Below are 15,039 nucleotides of genomic sequence, written 5' to 3' on the forward strand. Positions count from 1 at the left end.
CCCTACCCCCGAGGCACCCCCGAAGACCCCCGAACCATCAACTCCCCCCGAACCGTGGCGATCCCCCCGGGCGGCGGCTCCTCCCGCCCCATCGCGATCCGCCCCGCCCGAGCCCCCGCCTCCGACAACGGCAACCGCACCGTCGTCAACGAAGGCACCGCATCCACGCTGAACGGCAGATCATCGAACCCGGCGACGGAAACGTCGTCCGGAATCCGCCGCCCCGACTCCCGCAGCGCCGCGCACGCCCCGATCGCGACGGAGTCGTTCGCGGCGACGACAGCCGTGAGCGACGGGTCCCGGCGGAGCAGCTCCAGCGTGGCCTCGTACCCCGACCGCCGGTCGTACCGCCCGTGCACGGTCCACCGGGGATCTTCGGCAATCCCATGGCCGGCCAGCGCCGCCCGGTGCCCCTCCAGCCGATGCCGGGTCGTCGTCCGTTCCTCCGGCCCCGCGATGTACCCCAGCCGTCGATGCCCCAGCCCGATCAGATGCTCGGTCAGCTCCTGACCGCCACCTCGGTTGTCGAACGTCAGCGCGATCGCGGAGGTGTCCGGCGCCGGCGGACGCCCGCACAGCACCACCTTCGTGCCCGCCTCCTCCAGCCGCCGCAGCTTCGCCGAGACCGCCGCGAGGTGCGGCTGGTTCTCCACCGCGCCGCCGGTCAGGACGACCGCCGCCGCGCGCTGCCGCTGCAGCAGGGTCAGATACGTCAGCTCGCGCTCCGGCGAGCCGCCTGTGTTGCACACCACAGCCAGCCGCTCGCCGCCCGCCCGCCCACCGGGGCCCGACACCTCCGACTGGATCGCACTCGCCATGATCCCGAAGAAGGGGTCGGCGATGTCGTTGACCAGAATCCCGACTAGGTCGGACGTGGCCGCGGCGAGCGCGCTCGCGGGCCCGTTGAGCACGTAGTCCAGCTCGTCCACAGCTCGCAGCACCCGCTCACGGGTGGTTGCGGCCACGGGATAGTTCCCGTTCAGTACGCGCGACACCGTCGCGGGCGAGACCTGCGCGCGGGCCGCCACGTCCGCCAGGGTCACCGTCATGTCGTCGTCCTCCGGTCGCGCAACTTGTCGTCCATCGCGTCGCTGTGAGTTGTCGTATTTTGCGTCTTCGCGTCCATACCGATGCAGACCCTATGACCTTCGAAGGATCGCCGACGGACCTTCGGCATGACCTTCGAGGGATCGCCGACGGACCTTCGGCGGAGCCTCGACCGGCCGTCGAGGAACACCGCAACCCCGATTGTTCGCACCCCCGAACAATTCGGCCTCTCTGTGCTCTTGTCCAGACCGCTGCACAGAGGCTAGCTTCTCCCTAGATAGAAAGCGCTTGCTGTAACGCTTGCCAGTAGGGCCGCCGAGGGCTGCTCTCCCACCGGGCGTACGCGGCGCGTACACCGCGTACCCCGCCCCCTGTGGCACCTACGAAGGGAAAGACGTGACACGCAAGACGGTGCGTATCGCCATGAACGGCGTGACCGGGCGCATGGGCTACCGCCAGCACCTGGTCCGCTCCATCCTCGCCCTGCGCGAACAGGGCGGTCTCGACCTCGGCGACGGCACCGTGCTGTGGCCGGAACCGATCCTGGTCGGCCGCCGCGAGCACGCCCTGAAGGCGCTTGCCGAGCAGCACGGCCTGGACCCCGCGAACGTCTCCACGGACGTCGACGCGGTCCTCGCCGACCCGACCGTCGAGATCTACTTCGACGCCCAGGTCACCTCCGCCCGCGAGGAGTCGATCAAGAAGGCGATCGCCGCGGGCAAGCACATCTACACGGAGAAGCCCACGGCCACCGGCCTCGACGGCGCCCTCGAACTGGCCCGGCTGGCCAACGCCGCCGGTGTCCGCCACGGCGTCGTCCAGGACAAGCTGTTCCTCCCGGGCCTGCTGAAGCTCAAGCGCCTGATCGACGGCGGCTTCTTCGGCCGCATCCTCTCCATCCGGGGCGAGTTCGGCTACTGGGTCTTCGAGGGCGACTGGCAGAGCGCCCAGCGCCCCAGCTGGAACTACCGTTCCGAGGACGGCGGCGGCATCGTCGTCGACATGTTCCCGCACTGGGAGTACGTCCTCCACGAACTGTTCGGCCGCGTCAAGTCCGTCCAGGCGCTCACCGCCACCCACATCCCGCAGCGCTGGGACGAGAACGACAAGCCGTACGACGCCACCGCCGACGACGCCGCCTACGGCATCTTCGAGCTGGAGGGCGGCGCGATCGCCCAGATCAACTCCTCCTGGACCGTACGGGTCAACCGCGACGAACTCGTCGAGTTCCAGGTCGACGGGACCGAAGGCTCGGCCGTCGCGGGCCTCCGCAACTGCCGTGTCCAGCACCGCAGTTCCACGCCCAAGCCGGTCTGGAACCCTGACATCCCGGCGACCTACTCCTTCCGCGACCAGTGGCAGGAGATCCCGGACAACGCCGAGTTCGACAACGGCTTCAAGGCCCAGTGGGAGCTGTTCCTCAAGCACGTCTACGCCGACGCGCCCTACCAGTGGGACCTGCTGGCCGGTGCCCGTGGTGTACAGCTCGCCGAACTGGGCCTGAAGTCCTCGGCGGAGGGCGTCCGTCTCGACGTACCGGAGATCGCGCTGTGACCATCCAACTCCCGGACGCAAGCGGAGCGTTGAGCGCGTACGAGCCGCGCTCCACCCCGCTCACCCTCAGCCCCGGCACCCCCTTCACCTCCCGTACGGTCTACTCGGCGGCCCACGTCGTCGCCGACCCGTACGCCGACGTGTCCCCGGACTCCCCGGCCGCCGTCGACTGGGACGCGACCCTCGCCTTCCGCCGCCACCTCTGGTCCCACGGCCTCGGTGTCGCGGAGGCCATGGACACCGCCCAGCGCGGCATGGGCCTGGACTGGGCCGGTGCGGCCGAGCTGATCCGCCGTTCGGCGGCCGAGGCGAAGGCCGTCGGCGGTCTCATCGCCTGTGGCGTCGGCACCGACCAACTCACCACCCCCGGCGCCTCCTTGGCGGACATCCGCAAGGCGTACGAGGAGCAGCTCGCCCTCGTCGAGGAGGCGGGCGCCAAGACGATCCTGATGGCGTCCCGGGCTCTCGCCGCCGCCGCGAAGGGGCCCGAGGACTACCTCGACATCTACGGCCACCTGCTCAGGCAGTCCGCCGAGCCCGTGATCCTGCACTGGCTCGGCCCGATGTTCGACCCGGCGCTGGAGGGCTACTGGGGGTCGAGCGACCTCGACGCGGCCACCGACACGTTCCTCGACGTCATCGCCGCCCACCCCGACAAGGTCGACGGCATCAAGGTGTCGCTGCTCGACGCCCAGCGCGAGATCGACATCCGGCGCCGCCTCCCGCAGGGCGTGCGCTGCTACACGGGCGACGACTTCAACTACCCCGAGCTGATCGCGGGCGACGAGAAGGGCTTCAGTCACGCCCTGCTGGGGATCTTCGACCCGTTGGGGCCGCTGGCGGCGGAGGCGGTGCACGTTCTCGACACCGGGAACACGGCCGGCTTCCGTGAACTCCTCGACCCCACCGTCGAGTTGTCCCGCCACCTCTTCCAGACCCCCACCCGCTTCTACAAGACGGGCGTGGTCTTCCTGGCCTGGCTGGCCGGCCACCAGTCGCACTTCACGATGGTCGGCGGACTGCAGTCGGCCCGCTCCCTCCCGCACTTCGCCCGCGCCTATCAACTCGCCGACGGACTGGGCCTGTTCCCCGACCCGAAGCTGGCGGAGGAGCGGATGAAGAACCTGCTGTCCCTGTACGGAGTGGCCCAGTGACCAGCACCAGCACCGACGATCTCGCCCGCTTCAGCATCAACCAGATGACGGTCAAGCAGCTGTCGATGCCCGAACTGGTCGACGCCTGCGGCCAGTTGGGCATCGGCAACGTTGGCCTGTGGCGCGAGCCCGTCCAGTCGTACGGCCTGGAGGCGACGGCCAAGCTGGTCCGCGACGCGGGCCTGACCGTCACCACCCTGTGCCGGGGCGGCTTCTTCACGGCCATCGACCCTGAGGAGCGGGCCAGGGCGCTGGACGACAACCGCCGCGCCGTCGACGAGGCGGCGACGCTCGGCACGGACACCCTGGTCCTGGTCTCGGGCGGCCTCCCGGCCGGCTCCAAGGACCTGTACGGCGCCCGCGAGCGCATCGCGGACGCCCTGGCGGTCCTGGGCCCGTACGCCGAGAGCCATGGCGTGAAGCTGGCCATCGAGCCGCTCCACCCCATGTACGCCTCGGACCGCTGCGTCGTCTCGACGCTCACCCAGGCCCTCGACCTCGCGGAGCGCTTCCCCGCCCACCAGGTCGGCGTCACGGTGGACACGTACCACATCTGGTGGGACGACAACGCGCCCGCGCAGATCGCCCGCGCCGGTGCCGGTGGCCGTATCCACACCTTCCAACTCGCCGACTGGACCACCCCGTTGCCTGAGGGCGTCCTCAACGGCCGGGGTCAGATCGGCGACGGCTCGATCGACATGCGGGAGTGGAGGACGTACGTCGAGGCCGCCGGTTACACCGGTGCCATCGAGGTCGAGCTGTTCAACGACGCGCTGTGGGCCCGGGACGGGCGCGAGGTGCTCACGGAGACCGCGGCGCGGTTCGTCGAGCACGCGGCGTAACGGTACGACCGTCCGTGCCTGGTGAAACAGGCGGATCACCGGGCACGGACGGTTCCCTCCCCTGGCAACGACTTCAGGCGCGGATCTCGATGCCGTGCGAACGGTCGTCGGTGAGGATCTCCATCAGGGCGCGGTGTTCGGTGCGCAGCCGGTCGACCTTGCCGGTGACCTTGTTGCGGACCTCCAGCTCACAGCTGGTGATCTTGGTGTTGAGGCAGTGCTTGATGCCCCCGGGCGGGTTGTAGTAGTTGAGCCCGACGAACTGTTCCTTGGCTGCCAGGAACCGCCCGTTGACCGTCACGGTGTCGTCGCCCGTGCTGAAGTCCCAGTGGAAGTAGCCGAATTGGGCCTTCGCCGTCAACGCCCGCCGCATCGAGACGAGTTGGTGCTCGCGGTCGTCGTGGCGCAGGACCAGGAACGTCGCCAGCGGGGTCCGTACCGGGCCGATCTTCGCCCGCGCGGTGACGATCTCCAGGAAGCTGTCCGGGGCGTCGTCGAACCCGGCGACCTGCCCGAAGGCGTAGTAATCGGTGTGCTGGCTGCCCCAGTTGTGGTTCTGGCTGCCCGTCCAGCCGTCCACGTCGACCGTCTCGCCGTCGACCGTCAGCGAACCGTCGAAGCGCGCCAGCGGCATCCCGACCAGGCTCTTGGCCTTGGGGAAGCCGCCCGCGTACATCTTCTGCGGCAGCAGGAACAGCGGCGGCTCGGTGCCCTCGTACGTCAGGTCCCAGCCGATGCCGCCGTTCGGGCCCGTCGCCTCGCCCTTGAGCCGGCCCGGTTCCAGCACCCGGTCGGCGACGCGCGCGCCGAACGTCCCACGCCGGAACTCGCATTCGGCGATCGGGTGCTCCTCCTTGGCGACCACGTGCCGGCCCGTCACCCCGTCGAAGTACACCGCCCACAGCTCACCGATGGCCGCCTCCGGCATCCCGGCCGGGCTGAAGACGGTGTAGCGGATCCAGAAGGCGCGCGGCTCCGTGGGATGGTTTCCGCGCTGGTAGAAGCTCTCGTAGTGGCCCTGCGGCCGGGCCGGGTCGTACTGGACCGTGTTGAGCGGCAGGGTGTGCGGATCGTCCTGGCGCGTCACCATCAGAGGCTCCAAATGCGTTGTCGTGGACGGGGGTTGGGGAGAGAGGTCAGGGATGGCGGGGGCGTCGGTCGTGCAGGGTCATCACCATGCCGTAGCGGGGGCGCAGGGTGATCGTCGCGTGGTCGACGACCCGGTGGGACGGGACGTGCCGGAACTCGTAGCGCTGCAGCAGCGCGGCGAGCAGGAGGTGCGCCTCCATGAGCGCGAAGTGCTTGCCGATGCACAGGTGCGGGCCCGCGCCGAAGGGCATGTAGGCGAACCGGTGCCGTTTTCCTGGCGCCTTGCGCTCCACGGTGCGGAAGCGGTCGGGGTCGAAGCGTTCCGCGTCGGGCCAGTGCGCCGAATGGCGGTGGATGTTGTGCAGGTTGACCAGGACGCGCGAGCCCGCCGGCATCCGGTGGCCGCCCAACTCCGTGTCCTTCAGGGTCAGTCGGGGCACGATCGGCGCCGACGGGTACATCCGCAGCGACTCCTCGAAGACCTGGAGCGTGTACGGCATGGCGCGCAGGTCCTCGACGGTGGGCAGGCGTCCGCCGAGGGCCTCGTCGACCTCGCGCTGTACGGCCGCCAGGACGTCACGGTGCCGGGAGAGGAGGTAGAAGGTCCAGCTGAGGGTGACCGCGGTCGTCTCGTGACCGGCGGCGAAGGTGGTGATCACCTCGTCGCGCAGCTGGCGGTCGTCCATGCCCTGGCCGGTGTCCTCGTCCCGGGCGGCGAGAAGCATGTCCAGCAGGTCGTCGGACCGGACGTCCGCGCTCTCCGCCTCCGCCTCGGCCCGGCGTTCGCGGATGATGCGGCGGATCAGCGCGTCGATGCCGTCCATGACCTCCCGGAACCGGCGGTTGCGGGGGGTCGGCCAGTGCGTGGGCGGGCTGAAGGGGTTCTGGAGCCGGTCGAAGGCGAAGTTGATCGCCACGTCCACGGCGTCCGGCCCGAGTTCGCCGAGCCCCTCGGTGATGTCGGTGCTGAACATGCACCGGCTCACGATGTCGAGCGTCACCCGCATCAGCTCGGTGTGCAGATCGACGGCGTCACCGGTGCGGTAGGTGGCCGCCATGTGGGTCAGCTGGTCCTCGACCGAGGCGGACATCGTACGGAACATCGAGGAGAGGGCCTGTTTGCCGTAGATCGGCTGCATCATGCGCCGGTTGGTCATCCAGCTCTCGTGGTCGCTGCTGGTCAGCAGGCCCTCGCCGAGCACCAGGCGCAGCGGGTTGTCGGGGCCGAGCTTGCCGTAGGCGGCGCTGTCGGTCAGCACCTCCCCGGCCAGCTCCGGGCTGGACACACCGTGCACGGACACGGGCCCGAGCCGGTACCGCACGAGGTCACCGCCCTCGCGCCAGCCGTCGCGCATCGCGGCGAGGATGTCCCGCCGGAAGGCCGGCACGCTGCCGAGCAGGGGCAGTCCGCGCATCTCGGGAGCCATGCGGAGGCCCGTTTGGCCGTTCGCTTGATTGCTCACCCGACCGCTCACCTGGCTGCTCATTTCCTGCCCAGGGCGCAGACCCAGCCCAGCGAACGGCGTGGCTCGGCGACGAACCGGGTGTCCTTGAAACCGGCGACATCGAGCAGCGCCACGAGCTCGGCGCCGGACAGGATACGCAGCCCGTCCTGCTCGGACCGCTCGGTGAAGCGCCGCCCGAACAGCCGCTGGGTGAGCGTCGGTACGGTCGCCGCCTCCCGGCTCATCTCCAGGGTGATCGCCAACTGCCCACCGGGCTTGAGGACTCGGTACGCCTCGGCGAGTCCACGCAGCGGGTCGGGCCAGAAGTAGAAGGTCTCGATCGCGCTGACCCGGTCGAACACACCGTCCTCGTAGGGCAGTTGACCCACATCCCCCTGCCGGATCGCTACCCGCCCCTGCCCGACGGCGGCGGCGTTGCGCCGTACGGCCTGCCGGACCATGGTGGCCGAGTAGTCGAGCCCCGCGACGAACCCCAACTCGGCCCGCCGGGCGAGCAGTTCGACGGCCATCCCGCTGCCGCAGCCGAGATCGAGCACATGATGGGTACGGCGGACGTCCAGATGCTCGGCCGACCACCGGGTGAGCCCGCGATGCTGCACGGTCATCAGATGTCCGACCAGGGCACCCGGCGCACCTGCCGGGCGCCGGAAGTTCTCCTGCAGCAGACGGTAGGGACCTCTGGTCAGTGTGTTCGCACCAGGCATGGGGCTCCCCCTCATTTCTCTCTCGGTCTCCACCAGGTTTTACGATCTCTCGCCGCGACGTCCCTCGCGTGGATTTGCGGGGAATTGAGGGCGAGTGTCAGTGCTCGCGCCGTACGTTCCGGTCCAGCCGGTCGAGGTACCGGCGCAGCACCACCCACCCCGCTCCACCGAACGGCAGCGTCGGAGCGGCCGACCGATGCCAGGGCAGAGCCGGCCCCCCGCCCTCCCCACCCCCCACCAACTGCCGTGCCACATAAGCCCCGTGGGCGATGGACAGCGCCAGCCCATGACCACCGCACCCCCCGATGAACCACATCCCCGGCGTCCCGACGAGCGGCCCCACGACAGGCAGATCGTCAAGAGTGACGCCGATCCGGCCGGTCCACCGGTGCGTGATGGCGGTGTCGGTGAGGAGCGGATGCAGACCGCGCATGCGCTCCGCGAGCCACTCCCAGGTTGCAAGGCGGGCCCTGTCGTCCTTCCCCGCCCCGCCAGTGCCAGGAGGCCGCCCCGGCAGCGAGGCCCGCCCGCCCCCCACCACCAGCCGCCCGTCAGGCGTCAGCCGGAAGTAGGGCGCCAGCCGCGCCGCGTCGACCAGCGCTGCCCCCGACCCCTCCCCGAGCGCCTCCCGCACCGCCGGCTTCAACGACTCGGTGGCGATGGCGTGCACCTCAAGCGGGGCGACCGTGCCCACCGGGAGCCCGAGGGCCCCAGCCCCGCCGTTGACCGCGAACACCCCGGCGCCCGTACGGAGTTCACCGCGCGGAAAGACCAGCCGCGTGCCGCCGTTACTGCTACCGGACCGGCCGACGACCGGTGAACGCCCGTACAGCCGGGCGCCCTTGGCCAAGCAGGCCCGCGCGAGGGCGGCGGTGAGAAGCGCGGGGTCAAGGGTGGCCGCCTGCCGGTGGAGCAGCCCGGCCTGGCAGGGCACGTCGATGCGCTCGCGCACCCCGGCCGCCGACAGGGGCGGTACGTCCAGGCCGAGGGCGCGACAGGCCGCCGACTGTCCGGACAGCCGGGCCAGTCCCTCCGGTGAGCGGGCGACGACCAGTTGCTCGCCGGTGCGCACGGGCACGTCCAGGGTGCGGCACAGCTCCAGGGCGTCGGCCACCGCGTCCTCGCTGGCCCGGTGCATACGACGGGCCGTGTCCGGGCCGAAGCGGCGGATCGCGCGGTCGACGGGCGGGCCTGCCCGGGGCCCGAGGAGACCGGTGCCGTGGCCGCTGGCACCGGCAGCCGGATGGCCCGCGTCGACGACGGCGACATCGGCGCCGGGTGCGTACCGCAGCAGGTGGTACGCGGTGGAGAGGCCGGCCAGACCGGCGCCGACGACAGTGAAGTCGGCGCTCACCAGGCCCCGTACAGAAGGGAGTTGATGATCCTCGGGACGCCCGCCCCGCCACGGCGGAGCCGCCACCACGGGCACCCCCGGGTACGACTGCCGCTCACCCATGCCGTGCCCCGCTCCGCCCATGGAAGCCGCGGTCGTACCAGAGCAGCGGATGCCCGGTGCCGGTGTGGGCGGCGAGGACCTCGCCGACGACCAAGTGGTGGTCGCCGTACGCCCGTACGTCCGTCACCGCGCACACGGACCAGGCGAGGGCGTCGGTGCGGACGGGCACGCCATGGACGTACTCCGCCTGTTCCTCACCGAAACGCTCGGCGGCCGTGGCGAGGGGGTCGGCGCAGCGCTCGGCCCAGGGGCGGTGCCGTTCGTCGAGGACGTGCAGGGCGAAGGAGCCGTGGTCGCGGAGGGCGGCGAGGGTGCGGGAGGCGTTGGCCAGGCAGAGGGACATCAGGGGCGGTGCCGCCGAGACGGCCGCCGCCGAGGAGACCGTCGCGCAGGCCGGCCGCCCGTCGGCACCCCGGGTGGTCACGACGCACACGCCGGACGCCAACTTGGCGTACATGTCGAGGCATTGCGCGACACCGGGCCGCGTCGCCAGGGACGGCAAGGAGGACAGGGACGACACCGGGTCAGCCATGCCGGGACGCGGCGAGGTCCAGGGGGCTCATCGGGGTCACCCGGCCCATGAGCCCTTCGAGAATGCGCAGGATGTTGTCCCGCAGTGTGCTCTCGGCGACGGGATCGAGGATCTCCGCGAGGGAGGGGATGCCGAGGTCGAAGTCGGACCGGAAGGTGACCACCGTGCCCTCCTCCTCCCGCTCCTCGCACACCCAGGAGCCCTGGAAGACCTCGAAGTCGCCCTTGATCTGCTCGAACTCGACGGTCAGCGTCTCCGGGACGAACCGGTCGCGTTCGCTCCACCGCATCAGCCCGTTGCGGAAGATGACACTCCAGTCCGACCGGAGCGACCCGTCGGCCTCCGGCGGATGCACCACGACCTCGTTCACCTTGTCGGTCAGCTCGGGATAGCGGCGGAAGTCGCAGATCAGCTCGTACGCCTGCCGGGCCGTGCGCTCCTCGACGACCACCTGGACGATTACTTCGCGCATACGGGATGCACTCCTTGTTCGTTGAGTACGTGGCTGACTGCCGGGATGATCAGAGGGCGTTGGTCTCCCGCCCGAGCCGCCACAACGCGCCCGGCCGGACTCGCCCCTGGAAAGCGATGTACTCGGGCAGCACGACATGCGGCGCCCATTTCTCCTTGTATTCGAGCTGGGCGGCGGCGGGATAAACACGCTCACCACGCTCACCGAGAAAACGCACGACGCGCGCCACCATGCCGCTGGCGCCCGGCACTTCGAGCGCCGGATCGAGCCCGACGAAGGGAGTGAATCCGAAATGCAGCCACTCGCCACCCTCCCCGACGAACCGCTCGATGGCGGTCGAGTTGAGGAGTTCCATGGTGCCGGGCGGGGCGTCGACGCGACGACGGCTGAGATCGTGCAGCCAGCCCGGACGGCTGCCGAAAGCGGGGGAGTAGCTGATGTATCCCACGACGCGCCCGTCGACGGTGCCGGTGAAGACCCGCTGATGTTTCTGCTCGGGCCCACCGCGCTCCCCGACGAGAAACCGGAGTTCTTTCGCGTGCTTCCCTTTCCCGAGCAGCCATTCACGGTCGATGAGATCGAGTTCACCTGAAACTTCCGAGAGGCCGACCTCGGTGACCTCCACCCCCGCCCGCCGGGCCCGGGAGATCTTGTTCCGCAGCCGTACGAACGGCGACCCGCGCAGGGTGAACCGCGCCAGATCGACGGCGTACGAGGCCCCCATCTGGTTCACGGTGAACCCGTGGGCCGCGTACAACCGGGCGTCCTCGGCCTGGAGTTGTACGGCGATGACGCGCCGCCGCCCGCCCGCGGCCCGGTCGAGGAAGGCGTCCAGCAGCCCGGCGCGATCACCGGGGGCGGCGAAGGGCCCGCCGAGCTGCAGCAGATGCCGTCCCGCCGGACGGAAGGCGCAGACTCCGTCGTACCGATCGTCGACAAAGAACTCGTTCCCGCTGTTGAGGGCGAGAAAAGCACTGGGATTGTCGGCATGGGCCGACACCAGGTCAAACGCGGACGGCATCGCTCCCCTTCCCGTCGTAGGCCCGCGCGTAGGCCTGCTGGAATGCTGCGAAATCCGGATGGATGGACGGCTCGAAAGGCACCCCGAAGGGTTTGAGGGAGTTCCCGAACAGGGCCCGGTCACCCATGAGATGGATCGGCAGCGCGAGCAACGCCCATTCCGCACCCACCAACCAGCTCCACAGCCCCGCGAACACGGCCCAGGTGACCAGTGAGTGCATCAGGTTGTAGGCGACGTAGTATCCGCGCCCGACCCGCCCGTCCGGACTTCTTCGATAGGCGATGGCGCCCGGGATGTACCCGATGAGATCGATGACGAGAAACAGGGAGACGAAAAGCCACCAGCGGATCTCGGAAAGATGCGTCAGAGCGGCGACGGAGGAAACGGCGAGAGCGACCGACCACTCAAGTCGGGCGAGCCGAGACGTGGTTCTGGTGTAGAAGAGATTCCTGGCATCCACAAAGGCCCCCGTGCACCCGGAGTGAGACATTCTCACCTGTCTTACGGCCGGGTACGGGGCGTCCCTCGCGGGAATATCTCACCCGTAGGATCGGGCCAACCCTCGCAGAGCCGAACGAACGGACATCGTGCCCATGTACGTCAGCCGGATCTCCGTACAGGACATCAAGTCGTTCCACGGCTCGCGCCAGGTCGAGCTGACCCTGACCCGCCCCGACGGAAGCCACGCAGGCTGGACGGTTCTGGCGGGCCGCAACGGCTCGGGCAAGACGACCCTGCTGCGGGCGCTGGCCCTCGCGCTGAGCGGACCGGTCGCGGCGCGCGGTCTCGTCCAGGGGTTCGAGAACTGGCTCGCGCGGGGCTCGGACTCCGGCACCGCCTGGGCGGAGATCGTCAAGGACAGGGGCTTCGACAGGTTCACCGGCTCGGGGAGCACGCGGAACAAGTTCTGGGCGGGACTGCGGTGGACGGCGCCCGCCGAGGGGTCCGGTGGCCGCAGGAGCGCGCGGCCCGCGCTGGAGGAGATCAGGACCAGGCCCAAGTCGACGAGCGCCAGCCTGGCGAGGCGGGGACCGTGGGCGGACAACCCGGTCGGCTGGTTCTGTGCCGCGTACGGCCCGTTCCGTCGTATGGCGGGCGGCTCCGGCGAGGTGCAGCGGCTGATGCTGGCCTCCGGCCCGGTCGCCCGGCAGGCCAGCCTGTTCCACGAGGACGCCTCCCTGGCCGAAGGCGTCGCCTGGCTGATCGAACAGCACCTGCGCGCGCTGGAGGGCAGGGAGGGCGCGGTGGCGCTCAAGGAGGCGGCACTGGCCGTCCTCGGCGACGGACTGCTGCCCGACGGCTACCGGGTGGAGGAGGTCGACTCCGAGGGCCTGTGGGTCAGCCGCGACGGACAGCGCTTCCCCCTGCGCGAGATGAGCGACGGCTTCCGTACGGTCGCGGCCCTCGTCGTCGACCTGCTGAAGCAGATCCACGACACGTTCGGCGACGCGGCGTTCAGCCGAGGGGGCGGCAGTCCGGGCGTCCTTCCGGTCCCGGGTGTCGTGATCATCGACGAGATCGACGCGCATCTCCACGTCACCTGGCAGCGCCGTATCGGCCCCTGGCTGACCGCCCACTTCCCCCGCATCCAGTTCATCGTCACCACGCACAGCCCGTACATCTGCCAGGCCGCCGACCCCGGCGGGCTGATCCGGCTGCCCGGGGTCGGCGAGGACGTGCCGCCCGAGGTCGTCGACCAGGAGCTGTACGAGCGTGTGGTGTACGGCAGTGGCGACGACGCCGTGCTCTCCGAACTGTTCGGCCTGGACACGCCGTACTCGGAACGGGCCGAGCAAGTCCGCTCCGAGTTCGTGGAGTTGGAGGCGCAGATCTACGAGGGCGAGACCGAGCCCGAGTCGTTGGCCCGCTACCAGGAACTCAAGAGCCTGCTCACCAGCTCCCCGACGGCCCGCCTCGACGAGATGACCGCCCATCTGCAGCGGCTCGCGGAGGAGATCGAGGACGGGGACGCGGTCGAGGAGGGCGAGGCCGGGTGATCCGGCTGCGGCGCGTGCCCCTGCCGCCGGCCACGGTGGTCCGGCTGGGGGAGTACACCGAGGACATCCGGCAGCAGGCCGCGGGCCCGGACCGTCGGGCCAGAGCGAAGAACCTCTGGGCGAGCAGCTCGGCCCGTCGCCAGGTCCGCCCGGCGCTCGTCGCCGGACTGGCGGAGATGGCGCCGGGCCATGAGCGGTGCATGTACTGCGGTGACAGCCAGGGCACGGACGTTGACCACTTCGAGCCGAAGAGCCGTACTCCGCTCCGCACCTTCGACTGGCTCAACCACCTCCTCGCCTGCTCGTACTGCAACAGCAACCAGAAGCGCGACCTCTTCCCGACCGCCCCCGACGGCACCCCGCTCCTCGTCGACCCGACGGCCGAGGACCCCCTGGACCACCTCCGTCTGGTGCTCCCGCTCGGCACGTACAGGGGGCTGACCGACCGGGGCCGCGCCTGTATCGAGATCTTCGGCCTGAATCGCCGACCGGTCCTGGTCAAGGGGCGCAGGGACGCGTACGCGACCGCCAGGCACTCGATCGAGCTGTGGCGGATAGCGATGGACCGGGGGCAGGGCGACAAGGCGCGGGAGATCGTCAAGGTCGCCTGGAACCGTCCGCTCGCCGATGTGCTCGTGGCGATGTTCCACCAGTCCGAACACCCGGCGGCCGACGCGCTGTTCGTGGGGGAGGAGGACGTCCTGGCCCTCCTCCGGGACCCCGGACTGCGCGCCGGATTCCTGAGGGGAGCGCGGCTCGCGCGGTAGCCGAAAAGATCGCTCACAAAGACCGCCGAAAAAATCTTGGTCCGCCGTACAACCCTCCCCCCACCTCGCCGGTCGTACATGGCATCAGGACTTCTGGAGGGGGATCTGGGGGGATCGCTGGGGTTCTGATACGGGAGGGGAAGCCGAGGGGGCCCGGTCGACGGACCGGGCCCCCTCGAAGCTGTTTCCGGCCTCCCGGCCCTATCCCGTTCCGGTGGCGCATGACCCGGCGGTCCGAGGAGACTGGAGCGGCAGCGGCCAGCCAGGGAGGCGTCAGCCATGTCACTCGCCCGCGTCCACAACTTCACGATCTCGCTCGACGGCTTCGGTACCGGTGAGGGGCTCAGCCGTGACGCGCCGTTCGGCCACGCCGGCGAGAGGCTCCACCAGTGGATGTTCACCACCAGGTTCTGGCACGAGATGACCGGTCAGTCCGGCGGGACCGGCGGCACCGACGACGCCTTCGCACAGCAGTTCGCACCCGGGATCGGTGCCGAGATCATGGGCGCCGGGAAGTTCGGCCCGCCCGGCTGGCACGAGGACCCGGACTGGAAGGGGTGGTGGGGGCCCAACCCGCCCTTCCACACACCGACCTTCGTCCTCACCCATCACACACGCCCGCCGATCGAGATGGAGGGCGGTACGACCTTCCACTTCCTCGACACGTCACCCGCCGAGGCGCTCGAAACGGCCCGCAAGGCCGCGGACGGCCAGGACGTACGCATCGGCGGCGGGCCCACCGTCGTCCGCGACTTCCTCGCCGCCGGACTCGTCGACCACCTGCACGTCGTGGTGGCCCCGGTGCTGCTGGGCCGGGGCGTACGCCTCTGGGACGGCCTGGAGGGCGTCGAGAAGGACTACGAGGTCGAGGCCACGTCCTCGCCCACCGGGGTCACGCATGTGACGTTCACCCGCGCGAGCAACTGAACACAACGGAT

15 protein-coding genes are annotated in these 15,039 nt (G+C 70.2%); 6 read left to right on the forward strand and 9 right to left on the reverse strand.

Annotated elements, in window-relative coordinates:
- Positions 1-2: 2 nt before the first annotated feature.
- Complete coding sequence (locus LUX31_RS30445) at positions 3-1,049, reverse strand: LacI family DNA-binding transcriptional regulator (RefSeq protein WP_235478510.1); 1,047 nt, start codon at positions 1,047-1,049, stop codon at positions 3-5.
- Positions 1,050-1,443: 394 nt separating this feature from the next.
- Between LUX31_RS30445 and LUX31_RS30450 the strand changes: the two genes are divergently transcribed.
- The 3 genes from LUX31_RS30450 to LUX31_RS30460 are packed head-to-tail and all read left to right on the forward strand — an operon-like array spanning position 1,444 to position 4,597.
- Positions 1,444-2,601 carry a Gfo/Idh/MocA family protein gene (locus tag LUX31_RS30450; protein WP_235478511.1) on the forward strand — a complete coding sequence of 386 codons (1,158 nt, stop codon included), beginning with the start codon at positions 1,444-1,446 and terminating at the stop codon, positions 2,599-2,601.
- Positions 2,598-3,755, forward strand: coding sequence for a dihydrodipicolinate synthase family protein (locus LUX31_RS30455; protein ID WP_235478512.1), 1,158 nt, complete (start codon positions 2,598-2,600; stop codon positions 3,753-3,755). The genes LUX31_RS30450 and LUX31_RS30455 overlap by 4 nt, the downstream gene beginning before the upstream one ends.
- Positions 3,756-3,799: 44 nt before the next feature.
- Entirely contained in the window at positions 3,800-4,597 is a 798-nt protein-coding gene (locus LUX31_RS30460) for a sugar phosphate isomerase/epimerase family protein (RefSeq protein ID WP_235480113.1), read from the forward strand.
- 73 nt (positions 4,598-4,670) lie between these two features.
- Here the strand turns inward: LUX31_RS30460 and LUX31_RS30465 are convergent, their stop codons facing one another.
- The 8 genes from LUX31_RS30465 to LUX31_RS30500 all read right to left on the reverse strand — a co-directional run bounded on the left by LUX31_RS30465 (position 4,671) and on the right by LUX31_RS30500 (position 11,797).
- Positions 4,671-5,687 (reverse strand): hypothetical protein, encoded by a 1,017-nt coding sequence (locus LUX31_RS30465; protein ID WP_235478513.1) that lies wholly within the window; start codon positions 5,685-5,687, stop codon positions 4,671-4,673.
- A 46-nt stretch (positions 5,688-5,733) separates the two neighbouring features.
- Positions 5,734-7,149 (reverse strand): cytochrome P450, encoded by a 1,416-nt coding sequence (locus tag LUX31_RS30470; protein WP_235478514.1) that lies wholly within the window; start codon positions 7,147-7,149, stop codon positions 5,734-5,736.
- A 20-nt stretch (positions 7,150-7,169) separates the two neighbouring features.
- Positions 7,170-7,856 carry a class I SAM-dependent methyltransferase gene (locus LUX31_RS30475; protein WP_235478515.1) on the reverse strand — a complete coding sequence of 229 codons (687 nt, stop codon included), beginning with the start codon at positions 7,854-7,856 and terminating at the stop codon, positions 7,170-7,172.
- 97 nt (positions 7,857-7,953) lie between these two features.
- Positions 7,954-9,312, reverse strand: a complete 1,359-nt coding sequence (locus LUX31_RS30480) for an NAD(P)/FAD-dependent oxidoreductase (RefSeq protein WP_235478516.1) — start codon at positions 9,310-9,312, stop codon at positions 7,954-7,956.
- On the reverse strand, positions 9,305-9,844 hold the full coding sequence (locus LUX31_RS30485; RefSeq protein ID WP_235478517.1) for a flavin reductase family protein: 540 nt from the start codon (positions 9,842-9,844) through the stop codon (positions 9,305-9,307). The genes LUX31_RS30480 and LUX31_RS30485 overlap by 8 nt, the downstream gene beginning before the upstream one ends.
- Complete coding sequence (locus LUX31_RS30490) at positions 9,837-10,316, reverse strand: SRPBCC family protein (RefSeq protein ID WP_235478518.1); 480 nt, start codon at positions 10,314-10,316, stop codon at positions 9,837-9,839. The genes LUX31_RS30485 and LUX31_RS30490 overlap by 8 nt, the downstream gene beginning before the upstream one ends.
- 49 nt (positions 10,317-10,365) lie before the next feature.
- Positions 10,366-11,337, reverse strand: coding sequence for a bifunctional lysylphosphatidylglycerol flippase/synthetase MprF (locus LUX31_RS30495; RefSeq protein ID WP_235478519.1), 972 nt, complete (start codon positions 11,335-11,337; stop codon positions 10,366-10,368).
- Entirely contained in the window at positions 11,321-11,797 is a 477-nt protein-coding gene (locus LUX31_RS30500; protein WP_235478520.1) for a hypothetical protein, read from the reverse strand. Before LUX31_RS30500 ends, LUX31_RS30495 begins: the two co-directional genes overlap by 17 nt.
- Positions 11,798-11,930: 133 nt before the next feature.
- Here LUX31_RS30500 and LUX31_RS30505 point away from each other — a divergent pair, with 133 nt between their 5' ends.
- From LUX31_RS30505 to LUX31_RS30515, 3 genes are all read left to right on the forward strand, one after another.
- Entirely contained in the window at positions 11,931-13,334 is a 1,404-nt protein-coding gene (locus LUX31_RS30505) for an AAA family ATPase (RefSeq protein ID WP_235480114.1), read from the forward strand.
- Positions 13,331-14,101, forward strand: a complete 771-nt coding sequence (locus LUX31_RS30510; protein WP_235478521.1) for an HNH endonuclease — start codon at positions 13,331-13,333, stop codon at positions 14,099-14,101. The genes LUX31_RS30505 and LUX31_RS30510 overlap by 4 nt, the downstream gene beginning before the upstream one ends.
- A gap of 279 nt (positions 14,102-14,380) precedes the next feature.
- Positions 14,381-15,028, forward strand: a complete 648-nt coding sequence (locus LUX31_RS30515; protein WP_235478522.1) for a dihydrofolate reductase family protein — start codon at positions 14,381-14,383, stop codon at positions 15,026-15,028.
- The last annotated feature ends 11 nt before the right edge of the window (positions 15,029-15,039 follow it).

It is taken from the genome of Streptomyces sp. GQFP, assembly GCF_021545335.1.
GTDB lineage: Bacteria > Actinomycetota > Actinomycetes > Streptomycetales > Streptomycetaceae > Streptomyces.

Bases quoted from the DNA above. Each gene is read 5' to 3' on its own strand.
- LUX31_RS30445 (WP_235478510.1), bottom strand. From the start codon at position 1,049: ATGACGGTGACCCTGGCGGACGTGGCGGCCCGCGCGCAGGTCTCGCCC.
- LUX31_RS30460 (WP_235480113.1), top strand. From the start codon at position 3,800: ATGACGGTCAAGCAGCTGTCGATGCCCGAACTGGTCGACGCCTGCGGC.
- LUX31_RS30465 (WP_235478513.1), bottom strand. From the start codon at position 5,687: ATGGTGACGCGCCAGGACGATCCGCACACCCTGCCGCTCAACACGGTC.
- LUX31_RS30475 (WP_235478515.1), bottom strand. From the start codon at position 7,856: ATGCCTGGTGCGAACACACTGACCAGAGGTCCCTACCGTCTGCTGCAG.
- LUX31_RS30480 (WP_235478516.1), bottom strand. From the start codon at position 9,312: ATGGGTGAGCGGCAGTCGTACCCGGGGGTGCCCGTGGTGGCGGCTCCG.
- LUX31_RS30485 (WP_235478517.1), bottom strand. From the start codon at position 9,844: ATGGCTGACCCGGTGTCGTCCCTGTCCTCCTTGCCGTCCCTGGCGACG.
- LUX31_RS30490 (WP_235478518.1), bottom strand. From the start codon at position 10,316: ATGCGCGAAGTAATCGTCCAGGTGGTCGTCGAGGAGCGCACGGCCCGG.
- LUX31_RS30495 (WP_235478519.1), bottom strand. From the start codon at position 11,337: ATGCCGTCCGCGTTTGACCTGGTGTCGGCCCATGCCGACAATCCCAGT.
- LUX31_RS30505 (WP_235480114.1), top strand. From the start codon at position 11,931: ATGTACGTCAGCCGGATCTCCGTACAGGACATCAAGTCGTTCCACGGC.
- LUX31_RS30515 (WP_235478522.1), top strand. From the start codon at position 14,381: ATGTCACTCGCCCGCGTCCACAACTTCACGATCTCGCTCGACGGCTTC.